The 25,782-nt window shown below is 64.4% G+C and carries 26 protein-coding genes and 1 pseudogene; 10 read left to right on the top strand and 17 right to left on the bottom strand.

Going from position 1 to position 25,782, the window contains the following annotated elements; genetic code table 11:
- Nucleotides 1-173: 173 nt before the first annotated feature.
- Nucleotides 174-395: an alkylphosphonate utilization protein gene (locus tag NKI22_RS19280; RefSeq protein ID WP_023722948.1), complete on the bottom strand. Its 222-nt coding sequence runs from the start codon at nucleotides 393-395 to the stop codon at nucleotides 174-176.
- A 166-nt stretch (nucleotides 396-561) separates the two neighbouring features.
- Between NKI22_RS19280 and NKI22_RS19285 the strand changes: the two genes are divergently transcribed.
- Nucleotides 562-915 (top strand): cupin domain-containing protein, encoded by a 354-nt coding sequence (locus tag NKI22_RS19285; RefSeq protein WP_023722949.1) that lies wholly within the window; start codon nucleotides 562-564, stop codon nucleotides 913-915.
- A 103-nt stretch (nucleotides 916-1,018) separates the two neighbouring features.
- Here NKI22_RS19285 and NKI22_RS19290 read toward each other — a convergent pair whose 3' ends face one another.
- Entirely contained in the window at nucleotides 1,019-1,312 is a 294-nt protein-coding gene (locus tag NKI22_RS19290) for a hypothetical protein (protein ID WP_352481646.1), read from the bottom strand.
- Between the two features lie 272 nt (nucleotides 1,313-1,584).
- Between NKI22_RS19290 and NKI22_RS19295 the strand changes: the two genes are divergently transcribed.
- Complete coding sequence (locus tag NKI22_RS19295) at nucleotides 1,585-3,582, top strand: AI-2E family transporter (RefSeq protein ID WP_502897704.1); 1,998 nt, start codon at nucleotides 1,585-1,587, stop codon at nucleotides 3,580-3,582.
- Between the two features lie 131 nt (nucleotides 3,583-3,713).
- Here NKI22_RS19295 and NKI22_RS19300 read toward each other — a convergent pair whose 3' ends face one another.
- From NKI22_RS19300 to NKI22_RS19340, 9 genes are all read right to left on the bottom strand, one after another.
- Nucleotides 3,714-4,649 (bottom strand): phosphatidate cytidylyltransferase, encoded by a 936-nt coding sequence (locus NKI22_RS19300; RefSeq protein WP_352481711.1) that lies wholly within the window; start codon nucleotides 4,647-4,649, stop codon nucleotides 3,714-3,716.
- A 22-nt stretch (nucleotides 4,650-4,671) separates the two neighbouring features.
- Nucleotides 4,672-5,334 carry a lysophospholipid acyltransferase family protein gene (locus NKI22_RS19305; protein ID WP_352816528.1) on the bottom strand — a complete coding sequence of 221 codons (663 nt, stop codon included), beginning with the start codon at nucleotides 5,332-5,334 and terminating at the stop codon, nucleotides 4,672-4,674.
- A gap of 8 nt (nucleotides 5,335-5,342) precedes the next feature.
- Nucleotides 5,343-5,771 carry a hypothetical protein gene (locus NKI22_RS19310; protein ID WP_031195380.1) on the bottom strand — a complete coding sequence of 143 codons (429 nt, stop codon included), beginning with the start codon at nucleotides 5,769-5,771 and terminating at the stop codon, nucleotides 5,343-5,345.
- Nucleotides 5,768-7,111 (bottom strand): phosphatase PAP2/dual specificity phosphatase family protein, encoded by a 1,344-nt coding sequence (locus NKI22_RS19315; protein WP_352816531.1) that lies wholly within the window; start codon nucleotides 7,109-7,111, stop codon nucleotides 5,768-5,770. Before NKI22_RS19315 ends, NKI22_RS19310 begins: the two co-directional genes overlap by 4 nt.
- A gap of 2 nt (nucleotides 7,112-7,113) precedes the next feature.
- On the bottom strand, nucleotides 7,114-8,901 hold the full coding sequence (locus NKI22_RS19320; protein ID WP_352816534.1) for a bifunctional alpha/beta hydrolase/class I SAM-dependent methyltransferase: 1,788 nt from the start codon (nucleotides 8,899-8,901) through the stop codon (nucleotides 7,114-7,116).
- Between the two features lie 26 nt (nucleotides 8,902-8,927).
- Nucleotides 8,928-9,530, bottom strand: coding sequence for a CDP-alcohol phosphatidyltransferase family protein (locus NKI22_RS19325; protein ID WP_352816537.1), 603 nt, complete (start codon nucleotides 9,528-9,530; stop codon nucleotides 8,928-8,930).
- Nucleotides 9,531-9,639: 109 nt separating this feature from the next.
- The gene (locus NKI22_RS19330; protein ID WP_352816540.1) at nucleotides 9,640-10,320 is read right to left on the bottom strand and encodes a hypothetical protein; all 681 of its coding nucleotides are present in this window, start codon (nucleotides 10,318-10,320) and stop codon (nucleotides 9,640-9,642) included.
- 70 nt (nucleotides 10,321-10,390) lie between these two features.
- Nucleotides 10,391-10,912: an Hsp20/alpha crystallin family protein gene (locus NKI22_RS19335; protein WP_352516320.1), complete on the bottom strand. Its 522-nt coding sequence runs from the start codon at nucleotides 10,910-10,912 to the stop codon at nucleotides 10,391-10,393.
- Nucleotides 10,913-10,941: 29 nt separating this feature from the next.
- Complete coding sequence (locus NKI22_RS19340) at nucleotides 10,942-11,418, bottom strand: Hsp20 family protein (protein ID WP_352816542.1); 477 nt, start codon at nucleotides 11,416-11,418, stop codon at nucleotides 10,942-10,944.
- 341 nt (nucleotides 11,419-11,759) lie between these two features.
- Between NKI22_RS19340 and NKI22_RS19345 the strand changes: the two genes are divergently transcribed.
- The 3 genes and pseudogenes from NKI22_RS19345 to NKI22_RS19355 all read left to right on the top strand — a co-directional run bounded on the left by NKI22_RS19345 (nucleotide 11,760) and on the right by NKI22_RS19355 (nucleotide 13,316).
- On the top strand, nucleotides 11,760-11,972 hold the full coding sequence (locus NKI22_RS19345; RefSeq protein ID WP_245278542.1) for a hypothetical protein: 213 nt from the start codon (nucleotides 11,760-11,762) through the stop codon (nucleotides 11,970-11,972).
- 90 nt (nucleotides 11,973-12,062) lie between these two features.
- Nucleotides 12,063-13,001: pseudogene (gene groEL, locus NKI22_RS19350) on the top strand (chaperonin GroEL); the annotation flags it as partial.
- Nucleotides 13,002-13,103: 102 nt separating this feature from the next.
- The gene (locus NKI22_RS19355) at nucleotides 13,104-13,316 is read left to right on the top strand and encodes a hypothetical protein (protein WP_023718105.1); all 213 of its coding nucleotides are present in this window, start codon (nucleotides 13,104-13,106) and stop codon (nucleotides 13,314-13,316) included.
- A gap of 67 nt (nucleotides 13,317-13,383) precedes the next feature.
- Here the strand turns inward: NKI22_RS19355 and NKI22_RS19360 are convergent, their stop codons facing one another.
- The 6 genes from NKI22_RS19360 to NKI22_RS19385 all read right to left on the bottom strand — a co-directional run bounded on the left by NKI22_RS19360 (nucleotide 13,384) and on the right by NKI22_RS19385 (nucleotide 19,639).
- A complete protein-coding gene (locus NKI22_RS19360) occupies nucleotides 13,384-13,863 on the bottom strand; it encodes a GNAT family N-acetyltransferase (protein ID WP_023718106.1) in 480 nt (159 codons plus the stop codon).
- A gap of 108 nt (nucleotides 13,864-13,971) precedes the next feature.
- Complete coding sequence (locus tag NKI22_RS19365; protein WP_352958696.1) at nucleotides 13,972-14,340, bottom strand: endonuclease domain-containing protein; 369 nt, start codon at nucleotides 14,338-14,340, stop codon at nucleotides 13,972-13,974.
- A gap of 293 nt (nucleotides 14,341-14,633) precedes the next feature.
- Entirely contained in the window at nucleotides 14,634-15,650 is a 1,017-nt protein-coding gene (locus tag NKI22_RS19370; protein ID WP_023718108.1) for an ABC transporter permease, read from the bottom strand.
- On the bottom strand, nucleotides 15,647-17,230 hold the full coding sequence (locus NKI22_RS19375; protein WP_352643626.1) for a sugar ABC transporter ATP-binding protein: 1,584 nt from the start codon (nucleotides 17,228-17,230) through the stop codon (nucleotides 15,647-15,649). The genes NKI22_RS19370 and NKI22_RS19375 overlap by 4 nt, the downstream gene beginning before the upstream one ends.
- A 222-nt stretch (nucleotides 17,231-17,452) precedes the next feature.
- A complete protein-coding gene (locus tag NKI22_RS19380; RefSeq protein WP_023718110.1) occupies nucleotides 17,453-18,403 on the bottom strand; it encodes a substrate-binding domain-containing protein in 951 nt (316 codons plus the stop codon).
- A gap of 228 nt (nucleotides 18,404-18,631) precedes the next feature.
- A complete protein-coding gene (locus tag NKI22_RS19385; protein WP_352589665.1) occupies nucleotides 18,632-19,639 on the bottom strand; it encodes an aldo/keto reductase in 1,008 nt (335 codons plus the stop codon).
- A gap of 185 nt (nucleotides 19,640-19,824) precedes the next feature.
- Between NKI22_RS19385 and NKI22_RS19390 the strand changes: the two genes are divergently transcribed.
- The 5 genes from NKI22_RS19390 (at nucleotide 19,825) to NKI22_RS19410 (ending at nucleotide 25,776) form a co-directional block, all read left to right on the top strand.
- Nucleotides 19,825-20,049 (top strand): hypothetical protein, encoded by a 225-nt coding sequence (locus NKI22_RS19390; protein WP_352589668.1) that lies wholly within the window; start codon nucleotides 19,825-19,827, stop codon nucleotides 20,047-20,049.
- A gap of 155 nt (nucleotides 20,050-20,204) precedes the next feature.
- On the top strand, nucleotides 20,205-22,691 hold the full coding sequence (gene ligD / locus NKI22_RS19395) for a DNA ligase D (RefSeq protein WP_352589671.1): 2,487 nt from the start codon (nucleotides 20,205-20,207) through the stop codon (nucleotides 22,689-22,691).
- A 220-nt stretch (nucleotides 22,692-22,911) separates the two neighbouring features.
- On the top strand, nucleotides 22,912-23,826 hold the full coding sequence (ku, locus tag NKI22_RS19400; protein WP_352643621.1) for a non-homologous end joining protein Ku: 915 nt from the start codon (nucleotides 22,912-22,914) through the stop codon (nucleotides 23,824-23,826).
- The gene (locus NKI22_RS19405; RefSeq protein ID WP_352481636.1) at nucleotides 23,823-24,917 is read left to right on the top strand and encodes a tetratricopeptide repeat protein; all 1,095 of its coding nucleotides are present in this window, start codon (nucleotides 23,823-23,825) and stop codon (nucleotides 24,915-24,917) included. Before ku ends, NKI22_RS19405 begins: the two co-directional genes overlap by 4 nt.
- A gap of 214 nt (nucleotides 24,918-25,131) precedes the next feature.
- Complete coding sequence (locus NKI22_RS19410) at nucleotides 25,132-25,776, top strand: alpha/beta hydrolase family protein (protein ID WP_352496061.1); 645 nt, start codon at nucleotides 25,132-25,134, stop codon at nucleotides 25,774-25,776.
- The last annotated feature ends 6 nt before the right edge of the window (nucleotides 25,777-25,782 follow it).

Consider the following 25,782-nt stretch of genomic DNA (forward strand, 5'->3'; position numbering starts at 1 on the left):
CCTCGCAGAGGCTCGACCCGATGCGCTGATATTGCAATGCAACAAATCTAACGCAGTGCAACATAGGGGGAGGGCGCGGCTCCTCCAACTCCTGGCGTGGGCGATTCACTCACATGAGCGGTTCAGTCATGAGAGCGATTGATATTGAAGCGAAGCGAAGGGTGCCGAGGCAATCACGCCTTTTTCAAAAACTCGGTCTTCAGCACCAGGCCCTTTACCTGCCTGGTGCTGCATTCGATCTCGCCGGGATTGCCGGTGAGGCGAATGTTCTTCACCAGCATGCCGCGCTTGATCGTCTCCGAGGTGCCTTTGACCTTGAGATCCTTGATCAGGGTCACGGAGTCGCCCTCGTGCAGCGCCGTGCCATTGCTGTCTCTTACGATCGTGTCCGTCATGGCAGGTCTTTCGCGGGGCTCCGGTGCGGAGGTGGTTGGGCCAGTCCCCGGCCTATCCCACGGTTGGCGGGGAGGTCAAGCGGCCGGGTCAAGCCGCGTTGCCGGGGTCAGGTGCATCAGCTATTGACCGGCAGCCATCCCGGCACAATTCAAGACGGAGCCGACCATGACAGACAAGACCATCCTCAAATTCGGCGCCGTCGAGAACGCCGAGACCGGCGATCTCGCGGGATGGGTCGTGGTCGAAGGCGAGCCGACCATGAAGACCGCCGTCCAGCACATTACCGAGGACGGCAAGGTCATGTCGGGGACCTGGCAGGCGAGCCCGGGCACCTATCACGCGACCTACAGCGACTATGAGTTCGTGCACATGATAGCCGGCCGTATCGTCATCACGCCCGACGGCGGCGCGCCTGTCGAAGTCGGCCCCGGCGATGCCTTCGTGGTGGAAGCCGATTTCAAGGGGACGTGGAAGATCATCGAGCCGGTGACCAAGCACTTCGTCGTCAGGATCGGCTGACGCCGAATAGTGCGATTGACGTTTGCGCCCGACTGAACCGAAGGTCCCAAAATGAAGATGGCGGGCATCTGCCCGCCACTGCGATTGTGCTGAACCGACCTGCCTAGTTGGCGCCGCCGAGTTGCTTGGTCATCTTGCAGAAATCGTCATGCTCCTTGGCAATGGCCTCGTCGCCGCATTCCTTCATCATCATCGCCTGGTCCTCTTTGGACATGGCCATCCATGCGGTCTTGAATTCGGCTGCCGGCTTCATGGTCTTCATGCCGGCATCGGTGAAGAAGGGCGACATTTTCTGCGGATCGTCGAGCGCCGAAGTGCCAGTGGCACCGGCGGCAAGCGCTGCGCCGGTCATCATTGAAAGCGCCATCGCGCCCATGCAAAGCATCTTGATGTTCATGATCATTCCTCCTGAGCTGCTGCCTTGAGGTTGTCCATTAGCGATCTACGAAGGAACGGCGTTTTGACCCAAAAGTTCCACGTTCTGGCGCAAGCATGGAACAGGATTGCTGGTGCCGCCATTTATGCAAAAAATTCTACCGTGACGGAATTGCCGCGCTGCCGGCAGCAAGCCAAACGACGGCAAATCAAAGCTTCGCTGTAGGAGAGGCTGCGAAGTTGCACGCCGGCTCAATATGCCCGATCATGGCGATGGCGGGGCGGAGGTATCAAGTGGCGGCAAATAGTCGAAACGGCGCGCACCTGTCGGAGACCCGGCGAGCGAGCATTGTTACCGCGGCCAGGGCGCTTCCGCGCACATCGTTGCCCAGCGTAGCGTCGGTCGTGACGGCCGTCGCGGCGCTCTATTTCGGGCGCGAGGTCTTTCTGCCGATCGCAATCGCCCTGCTGCTTACCTTTGCGCTTGTGCCCATGGTGTCGGCACTCAAGCGAGCCGGCATTCCGCGTCTTCCTGCCGTGATCGCCAGCGTGCTCGGCGCATTCACGGTGCTGGCGCTGTTCTCCTTCATAGTCGCCACGCAGGTCAGTGAACTGGCGCAGAACATCCCGCTTTACCAGGCGAATATCCTGGCCAAGGTCCGGTCGCTCAAGGAATCCGGCGTCGGCGGAGGCATCGTTTCCAGATTGAGCCGGGTGATCGAACGCGTCGGCCAGGAACTCGACAGACCGGAACCCGCGCAACCCGCCGCCGATCAGCCTCTGCGGGAGCCGATCCCGGTCGAAATCGTCGCGCGCGAACGACCGCTGGAGGTTCTCCAGAATCTGATCGGCCCGCTGCTGAGTCCGCTGGCATCGGCCGGACTGATCGTCGTGGTGGTCATATTCATGCTGCTTGAGCGGGAGGACCTGCGCGATCGCTTCATACGCCTCGTCGGCTACGGCGATCTGCATCGAACCACCGAGGCGCTGCAGGATGCCGGCAAGCGCGTCGGCCGCTATCTGCTCATGCAATTGGTCGTGAACATCGTCTATGCCGTTCCGATTGCAATCGGACTTTGGCTGCTGGGCATACCCAATCCATTGCTGTGGGGTTTGCTGGCGCTGGCGCTGCGCTTCGTTCCCTATATCGGCCCGGTTATCGCGACGCTGCTGCCTCTGTTCCTGGCGCTAGCCGTGGCGCCCGGCTGGTCGCTCGTGCTATGGACCGCCGGGCTTTTCGTGGTGGTGGAACTGATCACCGGCAACGTGATCGAACCCTGGCTCTATGGCTCGCGCACCGGGCTGTCGCCATTGGCTATTATCGTTGCGGCGATCTTCTGGACCTGGCTCTGGGGGCCATTGGGCCTCGTTCTGTCGACGCCGCTCACGGTCTGCCTCGTCGTGCTCGGCCGACATGTGCCGCAGTTCGAATTCCTCGACGTTCTGTTCGGCAACGAACCCGTGCTCGAACCGCACGCCCGGCTTTACCAGCGGCTGCTGGCCGGCGATCCCGAGGAAGCGACGGACCATGCCGAGGAGATGCTGGAGGAAGAATATCTGGTCGAGTTCTACGACAAGGTCGCGATTCCCGCACTTCTGCTCGGCGAGCAGGACCGTGTGCGTGGTGTGTTGAGCGATGAGCAACGACAGCAGGTCGCGGGCAGCGCGCTGACGATGGTGGCGAACCTCGACGACAGCGCGCAGGAGGAGGCGGAAGCGGGCGACACTGCCGCGGCCGAGGACAACGGCTCACGCGAGGACAAGCAGGTTCAGGGGGAGGTTCAGGGCGGGGACGACACCGAACTACCGGATGGCACGGACATGTCGGTGCTGTGCGCCGGAGGGCGCGGCGAACTCGACGACGCGGCTGCCGCCATGCTGGCACAGGTGCTCGAAGTCCAGGGCGCCACGGTGTTGAGAGCGAGCTTCGCCGATATGGAACCGGGGAGCATTCGCCGCCTTGAGCTCGACGCTATCGATACCGCCGTCGTCGGATTTTTGAACCGGAATTCCGTCAAGCACGGCCGGTTCCTGGTCCGTCGGCTGAAACGCGCCAAACCAAGGTTGCGGGTGGGTATCGTGTTGTGGTCGGAACCCGACAGTGACAACCAGGAGGCAGCCGCCAAATTGGCCAATGAGATCAACGCTGATTTCGTCGCACACGGAATGGTCGGTGCGGTGCTCGGTGCGTTGTCCAGCAATCCGCCGGTGGCGCTGAAGACCACCGCCAAACGCCGCATGCGCCGCCTGGCGCAGGCGCGCAAGAAAGAGCCGCTCGCCGCGGCAAAATGAGCGCGGCCAACGACCGCGGCAGTGGGGTTATTACCGTTTTCGCGAAAACGGTAATAACGAAACGGATCAGGTTATCTTCGCAAAGTCGCGCTGAACCGTCCGGACGGTGCCGCGGCAAACGGCGCCAACCCTCATACTGTCCAGAAATAGCGCACCGTATGAAAGAACACCGGGGCGGCGAAGACCAGGCTGTCGGCACGGTCCATCATGCCGCCATGGCCTTCGATCAGGTGGCCCCAGTCCTTGACGCCCTGATCGCGCTTGATGGCGGAGGCGACCAGCCCGCCGAAGAATCCCATCAGGCAGGCGACCAGAGCGACGCCGGCCGCCTGCAGCGGCGAAAACGGCGTCAGGAACGACAGCAGCGCGCCGAGCAGGCTCGATGCCGCCAGCCCGCCGACCAGTCCCTCCCAAGTCTTCGACGGCGAGACCGTCGGCGCCAGGAGGTGGCGGCCGAACAGTTTGCCGAAGATATATTGCAGCACGTCGCTGCCTTGCACGGTGACGATCAGGAAGGCGATCAGCAACAGGTTGCGGCCTTCGAAACCGGGTACTTCGAGTGTTAGCAGCGCCGGCACGTGGCTGACGCAGTAGACCGAGATCATGACCGCCCATTGCTGCGCCGAGACGCGCTCGAGAAAGCGTTCGGTGTCGCCGTGCAGTGCGGTGATCGCCGGCATCAGCAGGAAGCAGTAGACCGGGATGAAGATGGTGAAGAGCCCGTACCAGGCGGTCCACACCAGCCAGTACTGGAACGGGATGACGATGCCGAACATGCCGAGCAGCACCCAGTGGTCGCTGCGGCGGCTGTGTGTCAGCGTCACGAATTCGCGCAGAGCGGCGAAGGAAATCAGCGCGAACAGGATGGTCATGCCGGGGCGGCCGAAGAAGAAGGCAACGGTGATCGCCACCACCATCACCCACCAGGCATTGATGCGCTGGGTGAGGTTGACCAGCGTCGGCGACAACGGTTTTGGCGCGCGCCATGACAAGACGCCGGCGACGACGCTGGCGCTGATCAGCACCGCCAGTAGGCCGACAATCAGAATGAGGGTTTCGTGCATCATCGGCAGCATTTTGCCTTGGTCCTCAATCGTCTCGTTGCGGCCGGGGGTTCAGCGCCAGCAGCGTTTCGCGGGCACGGTCGAGAAAGGCGCGGCGTTCCTCACCCGGTTGAATAGCGATCGGCGCGCCGAAGACGACACGGCAAAGCAGCGGCACCGGCACGAATTGCCCCTTGGGCAGCACCCGCGACATGTTCTCAATCCAGCACGGGATGAGTTCGACATCGGGCCGCGCCATCGACAGATTGTAGAGGCCGGAGCGGAACGGCAGCAGCGGTTCGTCGGTCATGTTGCGCGTGCCTTCGGGAAACAGGATCAGCGAATGGCCCTGATCGAGCACTGACAGCATGATCGAGATCGGGTGCTGCGTTTCATCCGTCCACTGCCGGTGGATCAGCACGGAAGACAGCATGTCCTGGGCAATGAAACGGCGCAGCCGCGTCTTGCCCCAATAATCGGCGGCGGCCACCGCATGGGTACTGGCGCGTTCCTTCTCGCTGAGGCAGGCCGACAGCAGGATGAAATCGCCGTGGCTGGCATGGTTGGCGAAGTAGATGCGCTGCCGGTCCGATGGCTGGCTGCCGTTCCAGATCGGCCGCACGCCGGTGACCGCCCAGGCCAGCGCCGACAGGCCGACCGAGGTCACCGTCTGCAGCAAGGTATAGGTGCTGACACGAAGCTTTGTCATGTACGGGCTCAAAAGAATGCCGCGACGACCGAGGCCGCCGCGAACAGGCCGAACGTGATACGCTGCTTGGCAAGCAGGCGGCGCGTGCCGGCTATCCGCTGGTCGAGCGAGCGGCCGCCGGCCGCCGTGGGTTTCAGCCGCATGCGCGCCAGCACATCGTCGACCGCGGCACCGCCGCCTGCCTCGCTGGCGTGGCTGGCCATCAGCCGGAACAGCAGCGCGTCGAACAAAAGCAGGGCCGAGAGAATGATTGTGGCTATGGCACCCGCTGCGGCGATCAGCCAGGCTACCGCCGACAGCGACGATGTTTGCGGCACTGCCGCCAGGCCGACGACCGGCGCCGCCAGCAAGGCAGCGGCAACCAGCAGCAGCGGCCATGCCACCTGCACCATCAGCCCGGCGGCGAACGTCTCGGCCCTATCTCGAAAGGCGGTCATGCCGGTGCGTCCACGCCAAGATGCACCGGCCGGCCCGCGGCGGCGAGCTTGCCTCGCGCCTGAGCCGGCGTGTCGGCCCGGCCGCTGGCGACCAGCCATTCGGCGACGACGGCGGCGCTGCGCTGGAAGCCAAGCGCACAGCAGACCAGCACCGTGCCCTGGCCCCGCGCCGTCTCGATCGCCGCCACCGCTTGCGCACGCGCCTCGCGAGACGGCGGCAAAAGGTCGACCATGGGCAGGCTCACCCAGCGGATCGAGGCGCCACGCGGCCTTTCCAATTCGCCGGCAAGATCGACCACCGTGCCGAAGGCGTCGGCCTCGGCGGCGGTCGGAAAACGGCCGAGGCAAACACCGTCGGCGATGACGATCTGCGCTGGAAGCTTTCGCGTCCACGCCCACACATTGACCCTGGCAACAAGGCGGTAGGGCCAAAGCAGGAGACGGCTGGCCAGCGACACGCGGCCATCAGCTGTTTTCTGGAACACTTTGGCGCCGGCGCCGGCATAGGCGAAAGCGACGATGGCCAGCGCCAGTGCCGGCCACAACAGGATGAGCCACAGCGCCGAGACCAACGCGCCGGCAGCGGCACTGGCCAGCGCAAGGCTTGCGCCGAGCGCATAGAACAGCGCCAGCCGCCGCGCTTTCGGGTCAACGCTCAGGCGGAAGCCGTCGAATGGCAGCTCGCCGTCGCGCGGAAACAGCCACAGAGCGAAAAGGCCGAGCAGCGCGCCGGTCGGAATGTCGATGAAATGGTGCTGCCACGTCGTCAGCACCGAGGCGCCGATCAGGAAACACCAGACATGCCAGGCGGCGCCGGCGATGCCGGTCAACCTGTGACGCCAATGGTCCCAGATGATGACCAGTAGTGCGATGTGCAGCGACGGCGCCTGGTTGAAGGGCTTGTCGAAGCCGCCGAGCACGGCGAACATGAAACCGGGCAGGCCGCTTGTCTGCGGACGCACGAAGGTCGCCGTCAGCGGGAACAGGATAAAGCAGGCGACGGCGATGATCTGCGCCGTCAGATAGCGGCCGGCGAGGCGGTCGACGCCGTTCTTCGAATTGTTCAACAGCAGCGACAGGCCGTAGAATAGATTGATCGACCAGTAGGGCACGATCGTCCAGGCAAGGAACGGGATGCCATGCTCCCAGCCGAAGACGATGCTGCCGACATCGTCGCGCCGCGACGCCAGCCAGTCGGCGAAGCCGTAGGTGGAGTAGAAGAACGGCGCCAGAAATGCCAGCCACAGCGCGGCGCGCAGGACTATCCCGGGATACGGCTCGCGCGGCAAGGCCGGAAGGGCAGGGGCATCGCGAGGCAAGGCAGAGGCAGGCAAGTCCATGCTCAGACGCGCCGGGCGATCGAAACGGTGAAGATGCCCCACTGGTCGATGCGCTGGTCGAGCTTCTCGAATCCGGCGCCCGCCACCAGCTGGTCCATCTCGGCCTGCGTGCGCCGGCGCATCACCCAGGCCTGGCCGCCGCGATGCGAGGTCAGGCTGCGCGCGATCATCTCGAGCTGCGGATGCCAGGGCTGGTTGGTGTAGACGAGCAGGCTTCCGGGCTGCATGGCGCCGGCCAGTCCACCGAGCGAGCGGGCGATCATGGCATTGTCGGAAAACAATTCGTAGAGCCCCGAGACGATGGCGAGATCCGGCGCCGGGTCGAGGCCGGCCAGCATCGTGGCGTCGAAGGCGTCACCTTGATGGAACGAGACGCTCGCCGGCAGCTTGCGCTCGGCGATCAGCTTGCGGCCGAGCGAGATGTTGAGCTCGGAGAAATCCTGCAGCCGCACGCTGGCCGGCGGCTCGGCGCATTTCTGCACAGCATCGAGCACGTAGCGGCCATGGCCGGCGGCGATATCGACGATATGGACCGGCCGGCCGGCGGCCTTCAGCGTCTCAGCGGCACTGCCGATCAGCTCTTCCAGATGCAGCTTGCGCTGGCGGATGCCGCGCCAGCCAATAGCATCGAGAAAGGTGCGGTCGATCATGCGGCCGCCGGGGCCGATGCCCCGCGCATCGTTCTCGTAGACATAGTCGAGCGTCGAGCCGGAATCGAAGCCGGTGGCAATCCCGGTCTTCATGCCGGACGACAGCCATGCGCCCATGCGGATCGAGGCGCGGCTCATTGCCCAGTAGAGACCTTTGGGTGACAGTAGCGGCAGCGGCGAGGCCAGCCGGTCGGCCTCGTCGCGTGTGTAGCCGGCGCGGTCGGCCCCGGTCAGGTCGAGCGGCTTTTCCGGCGCCGCGAACTGCTTTTCGAGGAAAGGCCTGATCAGGTCGAGTGCCTTGTGGCGGTCGCGCTCGCCCAAAGTGTCGTGGAAGAAGCCGGGCAGCACATGCCGCTCCTTGGCCGGGCTCGCCAGATTGACGAAAAACTCGTGCTGCGGTCCATGCCGCACCACCCAGTCGCTGCCGGAGATCAGAAGCTGTGTCGGCACGGTGATGGCGCGGGCATCGGCGACGATGCGCGCTGCGTGGTCGTAGAGTTCGACCAGGATGTTGGAGGCGATCGGCCGGGTGATCAGTGGGTCGGCGTCGAAGGAGGCGATGCGCTCGGGATCATGCGTCAGGAATTTCGCCTTGACGTAGGAATTGACGAAGAAACGGCCCTTCAGCTTCTGCCACAACGCAATGCCTTGCTTGGCGAAGGGCACGTAGAGCTTGACCGAGAAGGCCGGCGAGGCCAGCACCAGGGCGCGAATGTCAGGCGCATAGTCGTGCACCCAGGCGGCGGCAAGCACGGCGCCGAAGGATTGCGCGATCAACGCTATATCGCGCCGGGCAAAGCCGTCACTGCCGATCTCGCGCACGAAGCAATCGATGTCGCGCACCAGCGCGGCAAACGACGGCGCATAGCCGCGCTCGCCGGCGGAGCGGCCATTGCCACGCGCGTCCCAGGCATAGAAGGCGTGGTCGGGCATCTGGAGCTCGTCGACCAGATGCGCCATGCGGCCGCCATGCTCGTGGCCGCGATGGAACAGCAGGATGGCACCCTTGCGGTGTTCCGACGGCGCCGGCCAATAGCGATAGAAGATCTCGGTGCCGTCATGGCTCTTGAAGCTGCGCTCCTGCGCCACCCGCTCGATGTTGGCTGGAGCCACGGCGGCAACCGTCTGTTGGTGAAGCATGTTGTTCTCCCTGGCGAGACCGGAATTCAGCTGCCGCTCCCGTTAAGGCCGCCGCGTATCCGGTTGATGGCGGTCACCAGCGAGAGTGTAGCCATGGCTGGAAACACGAGCGGCGTGAGCGCCGGGACCCACAGGCCGGACGCGATAAGCACCGCGAGGATGCCAAGCGCCAGCGCCCGATCGCTTTTGCCGAAGGGGCCGGCATAGTTGCGCCCCGCTCCGGCCGCGATGCCGAGCACGCCGGCGAATTCCGCAATCACCGCCGCGATAGCGAATGCAACGACGCCCCAGGCAGGAAAAATGACGGCAAAGGCCAGGATCAAAGCGAGATCGGAGACAACATCGCAGAGCTCGTTGAGATACATGCCGAGCTTCGAGGCCTGGCCATGTTCCCTTGCCAGCATGCCGTCGATGGCATTCAGCGCCATTCGCGTAAACAGCACGAGCGGCATCAGCAGAAAGACCATGCGGTGGCCGGCAAGGGCTGCCACCACAAGGCCGGTGAAGAGCGAGAGGGCAGCGGCCAGCAGCGTGATCTGGTTGGCGGTGACGCCGGCCCTGGCCAGTCCGTCGGCAAGCGGCCGCAACCTGGCCTGAAAGGCCGGTTTCAGCGCATAAAGCGTCGGCATATGCGAACCCCCCGGCCGCGGTGCAAATAATGTTGGCGAGGATGGTCAATTGGCGCGCAAGACGCAAGGGCGTCGCCCTGCCACTTTTCGACATCCGGATGTGTCGGCGCTAGCTTTCGCTGTTGGCATTGTCGCCCGGGAACAGTGCGGGCAAGCTTTGTTCGGCCGCCGCCCAGGCGCGACTGTGGTAACGCCGCAGGATGAGAATGCATGCGGCGAAGACCAGCAGCCCGCAAATCACGCCGAGCGTCATGCCCCCGCCAAACGCGGACTTTACAACGATGCCGGTGAAGACGCCGGCGATGGCGCCATTGATCGTGCCCACCATCCCCGCGGTGGTCATGAAATATTGCAGCGGTGAGGGCCTGAGGCCCTTGTCGACCAGCACCGCCGAGGGATCGTCATGGGTGGAATTGACAAGGTATCTTTGCAGGACGGGCGTCAGCTCGACGAAATAGTGGCGGATCCTGGCCATGCCGCGGGCATGCACCATGTCCTCGATGGCAACCTGCACCGCGCGCGCGAAGGTGACCAGGCCGATGAAGAAAAGGCAAGGCAGCAAGATCAGGCTGAACAGCACGAACGGCCTGCCCATCTCCGTGACCTGCGCGACGAAGGACAAGGCAATGGTTGCGCTCGAGACCGAGGTCAGGAACAGATCGGCTCGCTGGTTCGCTTCCTGAATGGTCGCGGCGCGAGCATTTTGCAGCACGAAATGCTCGGTCGTCAGGCACTGCAGGGCTTGCTGCGCCTGGTCAGGCGGAACCGGAGCGTCGGGAGAACGGGTCATCGACAGTTGCCCCCTCTGCCCGCCGGAACCGGCAGGGCAGAAGGGAGGGTCGTCGTCCTGATGCGAGCCATCAGGACTTGCCGTTGCCGTCGTTGATGGCGATACGCTTGGCCTTGGCCTGGGCGCGCTCCGTCTTCGGCAGCGTCACGCTGAGCACTCCGTTCCGGAACGCGGCGTTCACCTTGCCTTCGTCGACTTCGTAGCCGAGCGGGATACGCCGCTCGAAACGGCCATAGAAGCGTTCGGAGAACTGCCTGTCCTTGTCCTCGGTCTCTTCACGCTTCTCGCCGCGCAGCGTCAGTACGCCGTCATCGAGCAGCAGCTCGATGTCCTTCTCGTCCATGCCGGGGATCTCGGCGGTGACGCGGATCTCCTTTTCGCCATCGGAGATTTCGACACTGGGCCAGCTGGCGCGGGCAGCGGAGAAGCCACCGAGCGACGGCAGCCGCGTGTCGAAGCCGCGGAACGCCTCGTCGAACAAGCGGTTCATCTCGCGATGCAGCGTCAGGAAGGGATCGCGATCGCCGTCGCGGAACAGGCTGGGGGCCTGATTGTTCTCCCGGCCCCAGGGAATGAGATCACGAATAGCCATTGCATAGTCTCCTTTCTCGACTGGTGCATTCAGGCAGCCTGCTTGTTTGCTTCGTCTTGCGCGACCTTCGGCCCGGTCTTCGGCGAGGCGACATCGGTCGCGATGGCGATGCGCCGAGGCTTCATCTCCTCGGGCACCTCACGTACCAGATCGATGCTGAGCAGGCCGTTGTCGAGCGTGGCGCCCGCGACCTTGACGTGATCAGCAAGCTCGAAACGGCGGGTAAAGGGCCGTGCGGCGAGGCCATGATGCAGATACTCCGCGTTATCCAGCTCTTTGTGCTGGCCGGAGACAATCAGGAGGTTGGGTTCATGGGTGATTTCGAGGTCGTCCTCGGAAAAGCCAGCGACGGCGATGGTGACGCGGTAGTTGTTCTCGCCGCTGCGCGCGATGTCATAGGGCGGCCACGCGTCGAAAGCCTGCGGGGCATTTTCCAGCAGGTTGAAGACGCGGTCGAAGCCGATTCTCGACCGATAGAGCGGGGAAAAGTCGAATGCGGTTCTCATAGCTACATCCTCCATCGAGCAACATAGATACGAGGAGCGCCAAAGAGCTGGCGCTCCCTGGTTTCGCCGGCCCCATTTCGGCGACCGGTGCCATCGATCTGGTTATTGTCCGCCGCAGGTCAAGACCCGGCGGCTTTCGCGTTGCCGGTTTTTCGGTCGGTTCGGCGAGGCTGCCAATCTCCCTATTTGCGGCGAGATGTCCGGCAGGAGATTGCCTGTTTGCCAGCTGGCTTCAATCGCCAACGCCGAGTTCCCCGGCGGGTTATTGTCTGCCGCAGGTCAAGACCCAGATTCCTCTGTTGCCGGGGCTCCGTTCCCGGCACTCGCAGATGGAGCTGACCATGACACGCGACGAGATCATTTCTGTGGTGGGCCCGGTCGACGACGCCGTTATCGCCGACATTGCGGCGACAGACGGGACGGTCCAAGAATTGCGTGAGGCCCTGGCCTGGATCGCCGCCGACGAGGCGCTGGTGAACGAGGGCCGACCGCTGCCGACGGCAAGAGTAGCGATGCTGATCGAACTGCTGCAAGGGCCGGACGAGGAGGAATAACCGGCCATTTCCGCGATGCTCTTGAACCGCGCAGAGAGACGAACCATGTCCTTCAGCGGCGCCGGCCGGCCGCCGGTGCCCGCCAGCATGACGTTGCTTCCTGTGCTCGAAGCCGCCGTGCAATCCGGCAAGCCGCTGTTGATCATCGCCGAGGACGTCGAAGGCGAGGCGCTGGCGACGCTGGTCGTCAACAAATTGCGCGGCGGCCTGAAGGTTGCGGCCGTCAAGGCGCCGGGCTTCGGTGACCGCCGTAAGGCCATGCTCGAAGACATCGCCATCCTGACCGGCGGCACGGCGATCTCGGAAGACCTCGGCATCAAGCTCGAGAACGTCACGCTGGAGATGCTCGGCCGCGCCAAGAAGGTGCTGATAGAGAAGGAGAACACCACCATCGTCGACGGTGCCGGCCGCAAGGATGAAATCCAGGCGCGCATCAGCCAAATCAAGGCGCAGATCGAGGAAACCACCTCCGACTACGACCGCGAGAAGCTGCAGGAGCGGTTAGCCAAGCTCGCTGGCGGTGTCGCCGTCATCCGCGTCGGAGGCTCGACCGAGATCGAGGTCAAGGAGCGCAAGGATCGCGTCGACGACGCCATGCATGCCACACGCGCGGCGGTCGAGGAGGGTATCCTGCCCGGCGGCGGCGTGGCGCTGCTGAGGGCGGCGAAGGCGCTCGATAACGTTGTCGTCGACAATCCCGATCAGAAGACCGGTGTCGACATCGTGCGTCGCGCCATCGAAGCGCCGGTGCGCCAGATCGCCGAGAACGCCGGTGCGGAAGGTTCGATCATCGTCGGCAAGCTGCGCGAGACGACCGACTTCGGCTATGGCTGGAACGCCCAGACCAACGAGTTCGGCGACCTGTACGGGCAGGGCGTCATCGATCCGGCCAAGGTCGTTCGCACTGCGCTGCAGGGTGCCGCCTCTGTTGCCGGACTGCTGGTGACGACCGAGGCGATGGTGGCCGAGAAGCCGAAGAAGGAAACGCCCATGCCTCCGATGCCCGGCGGTGGCGGCATGGACTTCTAAGATCAGGCTTTCAAAGCGAGATTTCGAAACGGCAGATGGGCCGTGTCCGCCAACGCGGGCACGGGCTTGCCGGTTCGGGTCGAATGCTGAGCAGGTGTTGCCATGGATATGACGGACAGTTTTGGGAAGATCGCGGCGCCGACCCGCCCGAAGAACGATTTCAACTATGAAACCGATTGCAGGGCGGCGCTGGCGCCTTTGGTCGACGGCCTGCTGGATATGGCCGAGTCGGCCGGCTGGGACCGCCGCAAGGCTGCCTACACGCTGATGTTTCTGTCGGCTCAACGCGTGGGAGCCGGCAAGGAAGGAGCGTAAATGATCGCGGCGCGGATGCGCGATTGCCTGCTCTAGTGGGGAAATTGGCAGCTTCGCCGACAGCGCTCTAAGCCATCGGTAGCAACCGGCGCATAATCAGCGAGGCGTGGCCGCCCACCCCGTGTGCAGCCGGCCGGCGCTCGACCACTTCGAAACCGTGCTTGCGATAAAAGGCGATTGCCCGGTCGTTGCCCTCGATCACCTCCAGCGCGATGCTGGGAATCCCCGCATGCGCTGCAAGAACCGCGTGCAAAAGATCGGCCGCCAGCCCGGTGCCGTACTCGCTTTTGTCGATATGGAGCCGCTCGAGCATGACATCGCCCTTGTTGCCCATCGCGGCCATCGCGTAGCCGGCGAGCGAGCCGTCCGCCCGCTCGGCTACGAACCACATCTTGCTGTCGTCCCCGAGCTCGGTCACCAGCCGCTCCGGCGCGTGCTTCTCATCCGACAGCCGTGCCGTGGTCTCGGCACCCAGGATTGGCGAATAGGTGTGGCGCCAGGATTGGCCCAGCAGCCGCGATACCGAGGGCACGTCCTGTTCGGTCATGGTTCTTATTTGGGTCATTGGCACCTCGCCTCAGAAACCTGCCCCTTTTGAGCGGAGATGTTCGGCAGGACAGAGAGGTGCTGTCCCGCCGATCCTGCACGGCCGAGTTCAGCGCACATCCGCGCCGGCCGTCATGACTATGTGCTGGCAGACATTGTCGATATCGCGAATGACGTCGTCGTTCCAGAAGCGCAGGATAGTCCAGCCGCTGCTCTCCAAATAGGCGCTGCGTATCCTATCCCGCTCGGTGTGCTCAACGTCGGCGTGCTGGCTGCCATCGACCTCGACGATGAGGCCGTGCGTCGGGCAGGCAAAATCCACAATGTAGGGTCCAATCGGCACCTGCCGGCGAAAGCTCAAATCCACAAGCCGATGCGCGCGAAGCTCATTCCACAGTTTCAGCTCGGCGTCGGTCATCGCGCGACGCATGGATTTTGCATTCTTGCGCTGGCGTGACGGAACGAGATCGTGCCCCACTAGGCGCTCCTGTCTTCGTGATTGGCGAAGTCATGGGTGACGGCCGATCTCCCCCCTTGCGGGGGAGATGCCCGGCAGGGCAGAGGGGGTGCTGTCCCGCCAGCTTGTCAGCCATTTGCAGTCTAATCCTCCTGCTGGAATGGGCTTGGAAGCGGCTTACATTGAGACGTTGGCGATCCTTCCCACCCCCCTCTGTCCTGCCGGACATCTCCCCCGCAAGGGGGGAGATTGGCTGTTGCCAGCGCTTTCGCCAACCTCTTGCTGCCTTGCAGCGAAAATCGTCGCCCCCGCCATCACCGCCTTACCCGCGATTTCAGCCAGCGGTCGAACGCGACGGCGAGGATGAGGATCAGGCCGATGACGATGCTTTGCGTGTATGACGAGACGTTGTTGAATTGCAGCCCGTTCTGCAGGACGCCGATCAGCCCTGCACCGACCACCGTGCCGCCGACGCTGCCGATGCCGCCGAACAGCGAGGTGCCGCCGATGACGACCGCCGAGATCACCGTCAGCTCGTAGCCGATGCCGGCGACGGCTTCGGAGGAGTTGAGCCGCGCCGACAAAACGAAGGCGGCAAGGCCGGCGAAGAAGCCGACGATGATGTAGACCGAGATCAGGATGCGGTCGACGCGCAGGCCGGAGAGCCGCGCGGCCTCGGCATTGCCGCCGACGGCGTAGACGGCGCGACCGTAGCGCGTGTAGCGCAGCACGATGTGGCACAGGATTGCGGCAATCGCGAAGATGATCGCCGGCACCGGCACCGGGCCGATCAGGCCGGTACCGAACCAGCGCATCGAGGCGTCGAAGCCGGAGATCGGGCCGCCATTGGAGATCGTCAGCGTTAGGCCGCGAAACACGGTGAGGCCGCCGAGCGTGACGACGAAGGGCGGTACTTTCAGCCTGGTGATGGCAAAGCCCTGGACACCGCCGGCCACGGCGCCGACGACGACGGCGGCGAGAAGGGCGGCGAACCAGCCATAGCCCAGCGTGCCCGTTGTCGACAGCGACAGCGTGTTGGCGGTGCCGCCCTTGGCCACCACCGCCGCGACCATGCCGCAGAAGGCGAGCAGCGAGCCGACCGACAGGTCGATGCCGGCGGTGAGGATAACGAAGGTCATGCCTAGCGCGATCAGGCCGGTGATCGAGATCTGGCGCATGATGTTGAACAGGTTGATCGGGTCGATGAAGCTCGGCTTCAGCACGGTGAAGACGACGATCAGCACCGCCAGGAACATCAGCGGGCCGAAGCTCATCAGCAGGCGCGCAAGATTGACGCCGCCGCGCTGGCTCCGTTCGGTCGTGCTGGTCATTGCGTTGCTTCCTGATTCTGGGCTTCCTGCTTCTGGTCGAGCGCCATCAGTTCCATCAGTTTCTCCTCGGTCGCCTCGATGCCAGGCATCTCGCCGGTGATGCGCCCGCGCCGCATGGTGACGATCCTGTCCGACACGGCAAGCACTTCGGGCAGCTCGGACGAGATCATCATGATGGCGATGCCGCGCGCGGCGAGCTCTACCAGGATCTGATGAACCTCCGCCTTGGCGCCGACGTCGACGCCGCGCGTCGGTTCATCGACGATCAGCACCTTGGGATCGCGTGCCAGCCAGCGGGCAAGGATGACCTTCTGCTGATTGCCACCGGACAGTCCCTCGATCGCCTGCTCGGGCGAGGCCATGCGGATCGACAGCATCTTCCTGTAGTTCGCCAGCGCTTCTCGCTCGCGCCGCTCGGCCATGAAACCGACATTGGAGTAGCGGTCGAGCGCGGCGATCGAGAAATTGGTGAGGATGGCGAGTGCGGCGAAGATCGCCTGGTGCTTGCGGTCTTCCGGCACCAGGCCGATGCCGAGCTCGATGGCATCGGCGGGTGAGGCCGGCGCGATCGGCCTGCCATCGAGCCTGATGGTGCCGGCGGCAATGCGGTCGGCGCCGAAGATGGCGCGGGCGAGCTCGGTGCGGCCGGAACCGACGAGCCCGGCGACGCCGAGGATTTCGCCCGCCTTGAGGTCGAGATCGACGCCTTCGAGCACGATGGCGTGCGGCGCCTGCGGATCGCGCACCGTGCGCAGGCCGCGCACCGAGAGCCGGACGTCGCCGGCGACATCGCGCTGCGTCGGCCTTGCATAGAGCTCGGAAGCGGCGCGGCCGACCATCTTCTCGATGATCTTCGGCAGTTTGATCGGCCCACCTTCGCGGTCGAGATGGCCGGCCAGCCTGCCGTCGCGCAGCACCGTCATACGGTCGCAGATTGCCGATGCCTCCTCCAGCCGGTGGGTGACGAACATGATGGCGACGCCGTCTTTGCGCAGCCGGCCCATAATCGCCATCAGCTTCTGCACTTCGGTTTCGGTCAGCGCCGAGGTCGGCTCGTCCATGATGATCAAGCGGCTCTTCAGCGATAGCGCGCGGGCGATCTCGACCAGCTGCTGTTCGGCCACCGACAGTGCGGAAACCGGCGTCGCCGGGTCGAGATCGAGGCCGACACGAGCGATGATCGCGCGGGAATCTTCCTCCATTCGCCGCCAACTGACCAGCCCGAACCGGCCGAGCGGTGCGCGGCCGATGAAAATATTCTCCGCCGCGGTCAGCGTCGGGATCAGGCTCAGTTCCTGGTAGATGGTAACGATGCCGTGGCGTTTCGCATCCTGCGGATTGTGCGGATTGAATTCGACGCCGTCGAAGACGATGCGACCGCTGGACGGCGGCATCACGCCGGACAGGATCTTGAGCAGCGTCGATTTGCCGGCGCCGTTCTCGCCGAGCAGGCCGAGTATCTCGCCGGGGCGGACTTCGAGCGAAACGTCGTTCAGCGCGGTGACGCCGGCAAAGCGCTTGGTCACGCCCTCGACGGTGAGCAGGGCGGGGGAGGGCACAATAGCGGCTGCCTTGGGCAAAGTTTGCTCCTCGATCATTCGGTCGTACGCAAGGCTGGCGGGACAGCACCCCCCTCTGTCCTGCCGGCCATCTCCCCCTCAAGTGGGGAGATTGGCAGCCTCGTTGGCCTCGCTTCTTCTGCAAGATCGAAAATTAGCGAAAGCCCGGGTAACATCCAATCTCCCCCTTCAAGGGGGAGATGGCCGGCAGGCCAGAGGGGGGTGCTGTCCCGCCGGCTTCGCCTACTTCGTCTCGCCCAGCCTCTCCGCCTTGTCGAGATTGTCCTTGCCGATGACGATCGGCGTCAAAAGCACCAGCTTTTCCTTCGGCTCGGTCTTGTCCCTGGCGTAGGCGACCGCGATCTGCACGGCGGTGCGCGACTGCTCGCCGGGGAATTGCTCGACCGTGCCGGCCAGCTTGCCGTCGCGCACAGCGACCAACGCTTCGGGAAGCGCGTCGAAGCCGTAGATCTTGACGTCGGTGAAGTTGCGCGCCGCGCAGGCTTCAACCGCGCCAAGCGCCATGTCGTCATTGGCGCAGATGATCGCGTCGGGCTTGCCGTTGGCGGCAAGGCCGGCCTCGGTGACGGACAGCGCCTCGGCGCGGGCGAAGTTGGCGGTCTGCTCGAAGATGATCTGGTACTTGTCCTTCATGGGATCAAGGACGTTGTGCACACCCTTGTTGCGGTCGATCGCCGGGCCGGCACCGGGCTGGCCCTGCAGATGGAAGATCTTGGCGCCGTTCGGGAACGCCGCCACCATGGCCTGTGCTTCGGCCTCGCCGCCCTTGACATTGTCGGCGCCGACATGGGCGAGGATGCCTTCGACGCCCTCGACGCGGCGGTCGATAGTGACGACGGGAACGCCGGCCTTCACCGCTTCCTCGATGGCTGGGGCCAGCGCGTTGACGTCGAGCGGCGAGATGACGATGGCGTTGACCTTTTGCACCAGTGCCGCCTCGATGTCGGCGGTCTGCTTGGGCGCCGAATTCTGGCCGTCGCTCTCGACCAGGTTGACGCCTTGCGCCTGCGCCTCAGCCTTGATCTGGTTCAGCATGTGCACGAAGAACGGAAAGCCGAGGCTCGGCACCGAACCGAGGATGGTCAGCTTGTCCTGGGCGAAAGCCAATTGCGGAGCGGCCAGCGCCAAGGCGCCCATCGCCGCGGTCGACAGCAGGAATTCACGTCTGTTGATCAATTTAGTCTCCTCCCAGATGAGCGCACGACCCGAAACCGGAATGGGTTTTCCGGAAGGTTCCTTGCGTCGATTCAAAAATGGAGTGTCCTTCGAGCGCCCAACTCGTGTTTGAAGGGACGCAACGGCGCTCCAGCCGGTCCACCGCGACGTTCTCCTCCGCTCGGTGCCTGCCGGCGGATGCTAGCCAAGGCCGGAGCTTTGCGCAAGAACGGGAGAAGGCAAGACCTACCGATCGATCATCACCATGGTGCGCTCGCCGTAGCGCGGACCGGCGACCTTGCCCGGCGCCAGCGCGTCGTCGAGCACCTGCATCTCGGCGGCGTCGAGCCTGATCGAAGCCGCGGCGACGTTCTCCTCGAGATATTTTCTGCGCTTGGTGCCGGGGATCGGCACGATGTCGATGCCGAAGTCGCTCCCCTTGTGGAGCAGCCAGGCCAGCGCGATCTGGCCTGGCTTGACGCGCTTGGCCGCGGCGATGTCGAGTACCGTGGCTGCCGCCTGCATGTTGGCGTCATAGTTGGCGCCCTGGTAGCGCGGATCGCCGCGCCGGTAATCGCCCTCTGGATAGTCTTCGGCGCGCCTGACATCGCCGGTGAGAAAACCGCGGCCGAGCGGCGAGAACGGAACCAGGCCGATGCCGAGCTCCTTCAGCAGGGGAATGATTTCCGGCTCGAGATTGCGCTCCCACAGCGAGTATTCGCTCTGCACTGCCGACACCGGATGCACGGCATGCGCCCGGCGGATATTGGCGGCGCCGGCCTCCGAGAGGCCGAAGAAGCGGACCTTGCCCTGAGCAATCAGCTCGCCGACAGCACCCGCCACCTCCTCGATCGGTACCGCCGGATCGACGCGGTGCTGATAGAGGAGGTCGACGTGGTCGGTGGCTAGCCTCCTCAGCGAACCTTCGACAGCCTCGCGGATATGCTCCGGCCGGCTGTCGCGCTCGGTGCCGACTTGCTTGCCGTTTTCGATGCGAAAGCCGAACTTCGTCGCGATCGTCACCTCATCGCGCCGGCCCTTCAGCGCGCGGCCGAGCAGTTCCTCGTTAGCGTACGGCCCATAGACTTCCGCAGTGTCGAGGAAGGTGCAGCCGAGTTCGATGGCGCGGTGCAGCGTGGCGGTCGATTCCGCCTCGTCGGCCGGGCCGTAGGACTGGCTCATGCCCATGCAGCCGAGGCCGATCATGGAAACCTGCAGCCCCTGGCCACCGAGTTTGCGTGTCGTCAACGTCATGTAAAGTTCTCCAGGTCAGCAGCGCGTTCCAAGCCGCCACGTTCAATATAGCGCGCCGGCTCGGTTTCCACAGAGCGAGAGACGCCGCCGCGCGAGGGTTCGCAGCGGTCGCCAAATTGACAGCCGACCCGCTCTCGGCCATCCTTAGGCATGCCGCCTTGCGGCTTTGTGCGTGAGTAACCAGCATGGCCAGTTCCGTCACCAGCCAGAAATCCAAGCGCGCCGCGGTGCGCGAGGCGCTCGACCGCCACAAGGTCTACATCACCGCGCAGCGTTTTTCCGCCGGCGGCTACAGTGCGCGAGTGCTGGTCGACGGCGAGGCCTATTGGGTCGACGAATTCCGGCTCAGCCAGCTGCAGCAGGGCCTGTCGCCGGCCGAGCTCGAATTGACGCCGGCCACCGACGATTGAGCGGCGTGACTTCCCATCCTTCGTCATCCCAGGGCGGAGCAGGAGCGAAGCGACGTCGCGGAGACCCTGGGATCCATGCCGTGACATTGGAGCGCCGCTGCGATGGGATTTTGATGCTGCGCTCGTTGCTTTTGCCCACCACCTACGCCTAGTCCATGCCAGCTCCTTCGAAGCTCAAGGCCTATCGCGCCAAGCGCGAGTTCACGAGGACGCCGGAACCGGCCGGTGGCCTGGCTGCCGGTGAAGGCAACCGCTTCGTTGTCCACAAGCACCACGCCACCGCCGATCACTATGATTTGCGCCTGCAGGTCGGCGACGTGCTGAAGAGCTGGGCGGTGCCGCGCGGCCCGTCGCTCAACCCGGCCGACAAAAGGCTGGCGGTCGAGACCGAAGACCATCCGCTCGAATATATCGATTTCGAGGGCGTCATTCCCGAAGGCGAATATGGCGGCGGACCGATGATCGTCTGGGACACCGGCGTGTGGGCGCCGATGGACGATGTCGAAAAGAGCCTGCGCACCGGCTCCTTCAAGTTCCGGCTCGCCGGCGAGAAGCTCAATGGCGGCTGGATGCTGACGCGGCTGAAACCGAAGCCCGGCGAGGATGAGGGCAAGAAGAACTGGCTGCTGTTCAAGGAGCGCGATCTCGCCGCCGATGCCACGCTCGACATACTGGAAGCCCGGCCGGAAAGCGTCAAATCCGGCCGTCGCATCGAGGAACTGGTGGCACCGCCGAAGCCGGCCGCCAAACCTGTCAGGCCGGTGGTGCTGAAACCCGGCGCTTTGCCGGGCGCCGTCAAGGCGCCGCCGCCTTCCCGGATCGAGCCGCAGCTGGCGACCTCCGTGGCCAAGCCGCCGGGCGGTGAGGATACTGGAGAGGAATGGCTGCACGAGATCAAGTTCGACGGCTACCGCACCATGGCGCACCTGGCCGACGGTGCGGTCAGGCTGATCACCCGCGCCGGCCTCGACTGGACGAAGCGCTATGGCGACCTGCCGCTTGCCTTCGCCAGGCTGCCGTGCCGGGAGGCGATCATCGACGGCGAGGTCGTCGCGCTCGACGCCAAGGGCATCAGCCGCTTTGCGCTTTTGCAGGACGCGCTGGCCGAAGGCGCCGGCAACAAGCTTCACTTCTACGCTTTCGACCTCGTCTATCTCGACGGCTGGGACCTGACAAAAGCGCCGCTTCGGCGGCGCAAGGCGCTGCTTTCGCAACTTCTGTCCGGTCTCGGCGCCAACTCCGCCATCCAGCTCAGCGATCATGTCGAAGGCGACGGCCAGGCGCTCTATGACCAGGCATCCGAGATGGGGCTGGAGGGTGTGGTGTCGAAACGCGCCACGGCGGTCTACCAGAGCGGCCGCACCAAAACCTGGACCAAGACCAAGGCGCTCCAGACCGGCGACTTTGTCATCGCCGGCTACACCGTCTCCGACGCGGCCGAGGGACTCGCTGCACTTGGCCTCGGCGAATTCGAAGACGGCGAGCTGCACTATCGCGGCAAGGTCGGCACCGGCTTCGATGCCGCGACCGCAGGCGAATTGCTGGCGCGGCTGGAGCCGTTGCGGGCCGGTGCATCCGCGCCCGAGGGCGTTCCGCGCGAGATCATGCGCGAGATGAACTGGGTGCGGCCGCTGCTTTCGGCGCATATCCATTACGCCAACCGGACCACCGACAATGCGCTGCGCCATGCCGTGTTCCGCGGCCTGCGTGACGTCGGCCTGTCGACGCCGGTTTCGGCCAAGCGCAAGCGGCTGATCGCCGAGGCCGACCTCGCCACAATCTGGGTGACCAACCCGACGCGGCGGCTGTTCGGCAAGACCGGCCCGACCAAGCTCGACATCGCCGTCTATTACGCGCTGGTCGGCGATTTCATGCTGCCGCACATTCTCGGCCGGCCGGTCTCGCTGGTGCGCTGCCCGACCGGCAAGCCGCAGGACTGTTTCTTCCAGCGCCACGCCTTCACCGGCATGCCTTCCTCGGTGGCGACCTTCGAGGCGACGAATTCGGAGGGCGAGACCAAATCCTATCTCTCGGTGGAAGACGCCAAGGGCTATCTGGCTCTGGCGCAGTTCGGCGTCGTCGAGTTCCACACTTGGGGCACCCATCGCACGCGGCTCGACAAGCCGGACCTGATCGTTTTCGACCTCGACCCGGGCGAAGGGATCGCCTGGCGCGAGGTGGTTGAGGCGGCGGTGCACATTAAGGGCGAGCTGGAAGCGCTAGGGCTGGTGCCGTTCGCCAAGACCTCCGGGGGGCACGGCATCCACATCACCGTGCCGGTGACGCAAAAGCAGAACTGGAAGAAACTGCACCAGGCGACCAGCGCCATCTCCACGCATCTTGCCGCCACCGCGCCCGACACTTTCACCACCACCATGGGCAAGGACAACCGCAAGCGGCGCATCTTCATCGATTTTCACCGCAATGCGCGCGGCCACACCTCGGCGGCTCCCTATTCACTGCGCGCCCGCACCAATTTGCCGGCCTCGACGCCGGTCAGCTGGAGCGATCTGGAATCCATCGATGCTCCACAGGATCTGAATTATTCCTCGCTGCCGGGCCTTCTGGCGACGTCAGGCGACCCTTGGGCCGACATGGAAGATTTCGCCAGGGATTTGCCGGCGATAGGCACCGCGACGTAGTTCTGCGAGCGCGGCCCAGACTCCATCGACGCTCCGGAAAATTTGAATTATTCTTCGCCACGGACCTCTTGCCTGCAGGCGGCTCCCAGCGGAGGAAGATTTCGCTAGGGATTTGCCGGTATTGTAAGGGGCAATGTAGGATTTCGGCAGCCGCATTCGTCCTCCGGACGAAACAGCGCTGCGAACAGTTCGACAGCACAAGGCCGCGTAGGAGTATTTCATGGCGCCCAGGGCAAGTTGGAAAGGTTACCTCAAGCTCAGTCTGGTCAGCTGTCCGGTCCGGCTCTATCCGGCGACCAGTGCCAGCGAGCGCATCAGCTTCAACCAGCTGCACAAGAAGACGCACAACCGCATCAACATGAAGCCGGTCGACCCTGAACTCGGGTTGGTCGAGCGTTCGGACCTGGTCAAGGGCTACGAATACGAGGACAAGCAATACATCATCATCGACGATACCGATCTCGACGCGGTGCGCATCGAATCCAACCATACGATGAACATCGAGGCCTTTGTCGACGAGCGTTCGGTCGACGTCATCTACCAGGACGCGCCCTATTACCTGGCGCCGGATGGCGCAATGGCCGAGGAGACCTTTGCCGTGTTGCGCGAAGCGATGCGCAAATCCGGCAAGCTGGCGATCGCCCGCCTCGTGCTGTCCAGCCGCGAGCGCGTGGTGACGATCGGCGCGCGCGAGAACGGCATGTTCGTCTGCACCTTGAGGAATCCGAACGAAGTGCGTGGCACGGCTGAATATTTCGGCAATATCCCGGCCGGAAACCCCGATCCGGAAATGCTGCAATTAGCCGAAGCGCTGATCAAGCAGAAGGAAACCACCTTCGACCCGAAGAATTACGAGGACCGCTACGAGATCGCGTTGATGACGATGATCCGCGAGAAGCTCAAGGGCCACAAGCCGATCATCGCGGCGGCGCCTGAGCGCGGCAACGTCATCAATCTCATGGATGCGCTGAAGGCGAGCCTGTCGCAGTCGGCCAAGCCACCGGCCAAGTCGAAGAGCAAGGCCGATGAAACAGCCAAGCCTGCGGTGAAATCCGCCAAGGCCGGCGCTGGCGCGGCCAAGGAAAACCCGCTCAAGGCGAACCTTCTCAAAGCCGTCGGCAAGAGCAAGGCGTGACGGCTCTTGCCGGCACGGTCTTCGGCATCGTCGGCGCGCTGGCGGCCTTTCCGCTCAGGCTGGCGGCGCGCGAGGTCGCGCGCCAGCACGGCCAGTTGCGGCGCGGCGTCACTCGGCGCACCACGCATGTCGTGTTGGGCCGCATGTTGCTCGCCAGGGCCGGCGACATCGAGATCGAGCGCCGCGTCGCTGCGGAACGTGCAGCCGGGCGCAGGCTGGTCAGCGAGAACGGCTTCCTGCGGCTGCTCGGGTTGATGAAGGCACCGGAAGCCTCGACGCTGTCGCGGCAGTCGCTGATCGATCAGTCGCGGCTGACCGGCGCCGATCTCGACCTTTTGTCGCTGTTCGACGCCTTCGAGCATGATTGCGAACCGTATTCCTTCCGCGACCTGATCCTCGCCCGCAAATATGCCGGGCTGGTCGCCGGCGGCGCCTCATGGGGCGCGATCGTGCGGTCGGTGCATCGCTCCGGCCCGATCGCCTCGCTCACCGCCAAATCGCTCAATGTCGGCTCGCAGCACGGGCGGGCCGACGCGATCTATCTCGAGGGCGGCCAGAGCGAAGTCAACGGCCAGCTGCTGTTCGATCTGGGAACGCAGGATGACGACACGCTGGAAGAGCTGTTCGCCGATGCCGAGGCGGCGGAAGAGGCTGAAGACCACGAGCAGGCCGCGGCACTCTACCAGCGCTGCCTAGCCATCGACCCGAGCGATGCCATCGCCGCCTTCAACCGCGCCAACTGCCTGCGCGCCTCCGGCCACGCGGCCGAGGCGGCGCACGACTATGCCCGCGCCATCAAGTGCGACCCGGTGTTCGTCGAGGCATGGTTCAATCTGGCCGGGCTGATGAGCGAAGAGGGGCGGGTGGCGTCGGCTCGGCGGCATCTGCTGAAGGCGATTTCGCTAGATGCGAAGTACGCCGATGCGGTGTTCAACCTTGCGAGGCTGGAGTTCGACGCCGGCAATCTAGCCGAAGCGCGGCGGAACTGGGCGCGCTACCTCGAACTCGACGCGGATTCCGAATGGGCACGTATGGCGGCCAAGGGTATCCAGTTCGTCGATTTGCAGCTGGCGCGGATGTCGGCGGGTTAGGGCTTCATTTGGTCACGCTTGAACACCCCCCTCTGTCCTGCCGGACATCTCCCCCGCAAGGGGGGAGATCGGCAGCTTCTCCTTACCGCCCGCCTTCCAACGTTGGTGATTGGCGAAAGCGATGGCGACATCCAATCTCCCCCCTTGCGGGGGAGATGGCCGGCAGGACAGAGGGGGGTGCGAAGGAACTCGGCCTTCATCTGCGGGCCACCCCATGACGACCTTCCTCTTCGACGGCCCCGACACCGCCCCAATCACCATCCTGCTCGCCCATGGCGCCGGGGCGCCGATGGATTCGCCCTCGATGACCGCGACGGCAAAAGCGCTGGCCGAGGCCGGCTTCCGCGTTGCGCGCTTCGAGTTCCACTACATGGCGGCCCGCCGCTACGGCCATCGCAAGCCGCCGCCGCGCGCCGAGACGGTGAACCCCGAATACGTCAAGGCAATCGCCGACCTCCGGGCGAAGGGCGTGAAGGGTCCGCTGATCATCGGCGGCAAGTCGATGGGCGGGCGCGTCGCTTCGATGATCGCCGAGGAGATGTTTTCGAAGGGCGAGATCTCGGGCCTGCTTTGCCTTGGCTATCCCTTCCATCCGCCGGGCAAACCGACACAGCTTCGGACGAAGCATCTCGCCGATCTGAAGACGCCGACATTGGTCTTCCAGGGCACGCGCGACGAGTTCGGGACCAAAGACGAGGTCGCGACCTATGCTCTGTCCGACGCAATCGAGATCTTCTGGCTGGAAGACGGCGACCATGATCTGAAGCCGCGCAAAAACATCTCCGGCTTCTCCACCGCCGATCATCTGAAGACGCTGGCTGATGCAGTGAAGGCGTGGACCGAACGGATCGTGCGCTGAAGCAGG

It is taken from the genome of Mesorhizobium sp. M0778, from assembly GCF_040320105.1.
Lineage (GTDB): Bacteria > Pseudomonadota > Alphaproteobacteria > Rhizobiales > Rhizobiaceae > Mesorhizobium.

What these genes read in the sequence shown, in the direction of transcription:
- NKI22_RS19325 (WP_352816537.1), bottom strand. Translation starts at nt 9,530, where the DNA reads ATGCCGACGCTTTATGCGCTGAAACCGGCCTTTCAGGCCAGGTTGCGG.
- NKI22_RS19280 (WP_023722948.1), bottom strand. Translation starts at nt 395, where the DNA reads ATGACGGACACGATCGTAAGAGACAGCAATGGCACGGCGCTGCACGAG.
- NKI22_RS19355 (WP_023718105.1), top strand. Translation starts at nt 13,104, where the DNA reads ATGGATATGACGGACAGTTTTGGGAAGATCGCGGCGCCGACCCGCCCG.
- NKI22_RS19315 (WP_352816531.1), bottom strand. Translation starts at nt 7,111, where the DNA reads ATGGACTTGCCTGCCTCTGCCTTGCCTCGCGATGCCCCTGCCCTTCCG.
- NKI22_RS19305 (WP_352816528.1), bottom strand. Translation starts at nt 5,334, where the DNA reads ATGACAAAGCTTCGTGTCAGCACCTATACCTTGCTGCAGACGGTGACC.
- NKI22_RS19330 (WP_352816540.1), bottom strand. Translation starts at nt 10,320, where the DNA reads ATGACCCGTTCTCCCGACGCTCCGGTTCCGCCTGACCAGGCGCAGCAA.
- NKI22_RS19290 (WP_352481646.1), bottom strand. Translation starts at nt 1,312, where the DNA reads ATGAACATCAAGATGCTTTGCATGGGCGCGATGGCGCTTTCAATGATG.
- NKI22_RS19345 (WP_245278542.1), top strand. Translation starts at nt 11,760, where the DNA reads ATGACACGCGACGAGATCATTTCTGTGGTGGGCCCGGTCGACGACGCC.
- NKI22_RS19285 (WP_023722949.1), top strand. Translation starts at nt 562, where the DNA reads ATGACAGACAAGACCATCCTCAAATTCGGCGCCGTCGAGAACGCCGAG.
- NKI22_RS19320 (WP_352816534.1), bottom strand. Translation starts at nt 8,901, where the DNA reads ATGCTTCACCAACAGACGGTTGCCGCCGTGGCTCCAGCCAACATCGAG.
- NKI22_RS19370 (WP_023718108.1), bottom strand. Translation starts at nt 15,650, where the DNA reads ATGACCAGCACGACCGAACGGAGCCAGCGCGGCGGCGTCAATCTTGCG.
- NKI22_RS19335 (WP_352516320.1), bottom strand. Translation starts at nt 10,912, where the DNA reads ATGGCTATTCGTGATCTCATTCCCTGGGGCCGGGAGAACAATCAGGCC.
- NKI22_RS19390 (WP_352589668.1), top strand. Translation starts at nt 19,825, where the DNA reads ATGGCCAGTTCCGTCACCAGCCAGAAATCCAAGCGCGCCGCGGTGCGC.
- ligD (WP_352589671.1), top strand. Translation starts at nt 20,205, where the DNA reads ATGCCAGCTCCTTCGAAGCTCAAGGCCTATCGCGCCAAGCGCGAGTTC.
- NKI22_RS19340 (WP_352816542.1), bottom strand. Translation starts at nt 11,418, where the DNA reads ATGAGAACCGCATTCGACTTTTCCCCGCTCTATCGGTCGAGAATCGGC.
- NKI22_RS19310 (WP_031195380.1), bottom strand. Translation starts at nt 5,771, where the DNA reads ATGACCGCCTTTCGAGATAGGGCCGAGACGTTCGCCGCCGGGCTGATG.
- NKI22_RS19410 (WP_352496061.1), top strand. Translation starts at nt 25,132, where the DNA reads ATGACGACCTTCCTCTTCGACGGCCCCGACACCGCCCCAATCACCATC.
- NKI22_RS19385 (WP_352589665.1), bottom strand. Translation starts at nt 19,639, where the DNA reads ATGACGTTGACGACACGCAAACTCGGTGGCCAGGGGCTGCAGGTTTCC.
- ku (WP_352643621.1), top strand. Translation starts at nt 22,912, where the DNA reads ATGGCGCCCAGGGCAAGTTGGAAAGGTTACCTCAAGCTCAGTCTGGTC.
- NKI22_RS19360 (WP_023718106.1), bottom strand. Translation starts at nt 13,863, where the DNA reads ATGACCGAACAGGACGTGCCCTCGGTATCGCGGCTGCTGGGCCAATCC.
- NKI22_RS19300 (WP_352481711.1), bottom strand. Translation starts at nt 4,649, where the DNA reads ATGATGCACGAAACCCTCATTCTGATTGTCGGCCTACTGGCGGTGCTG.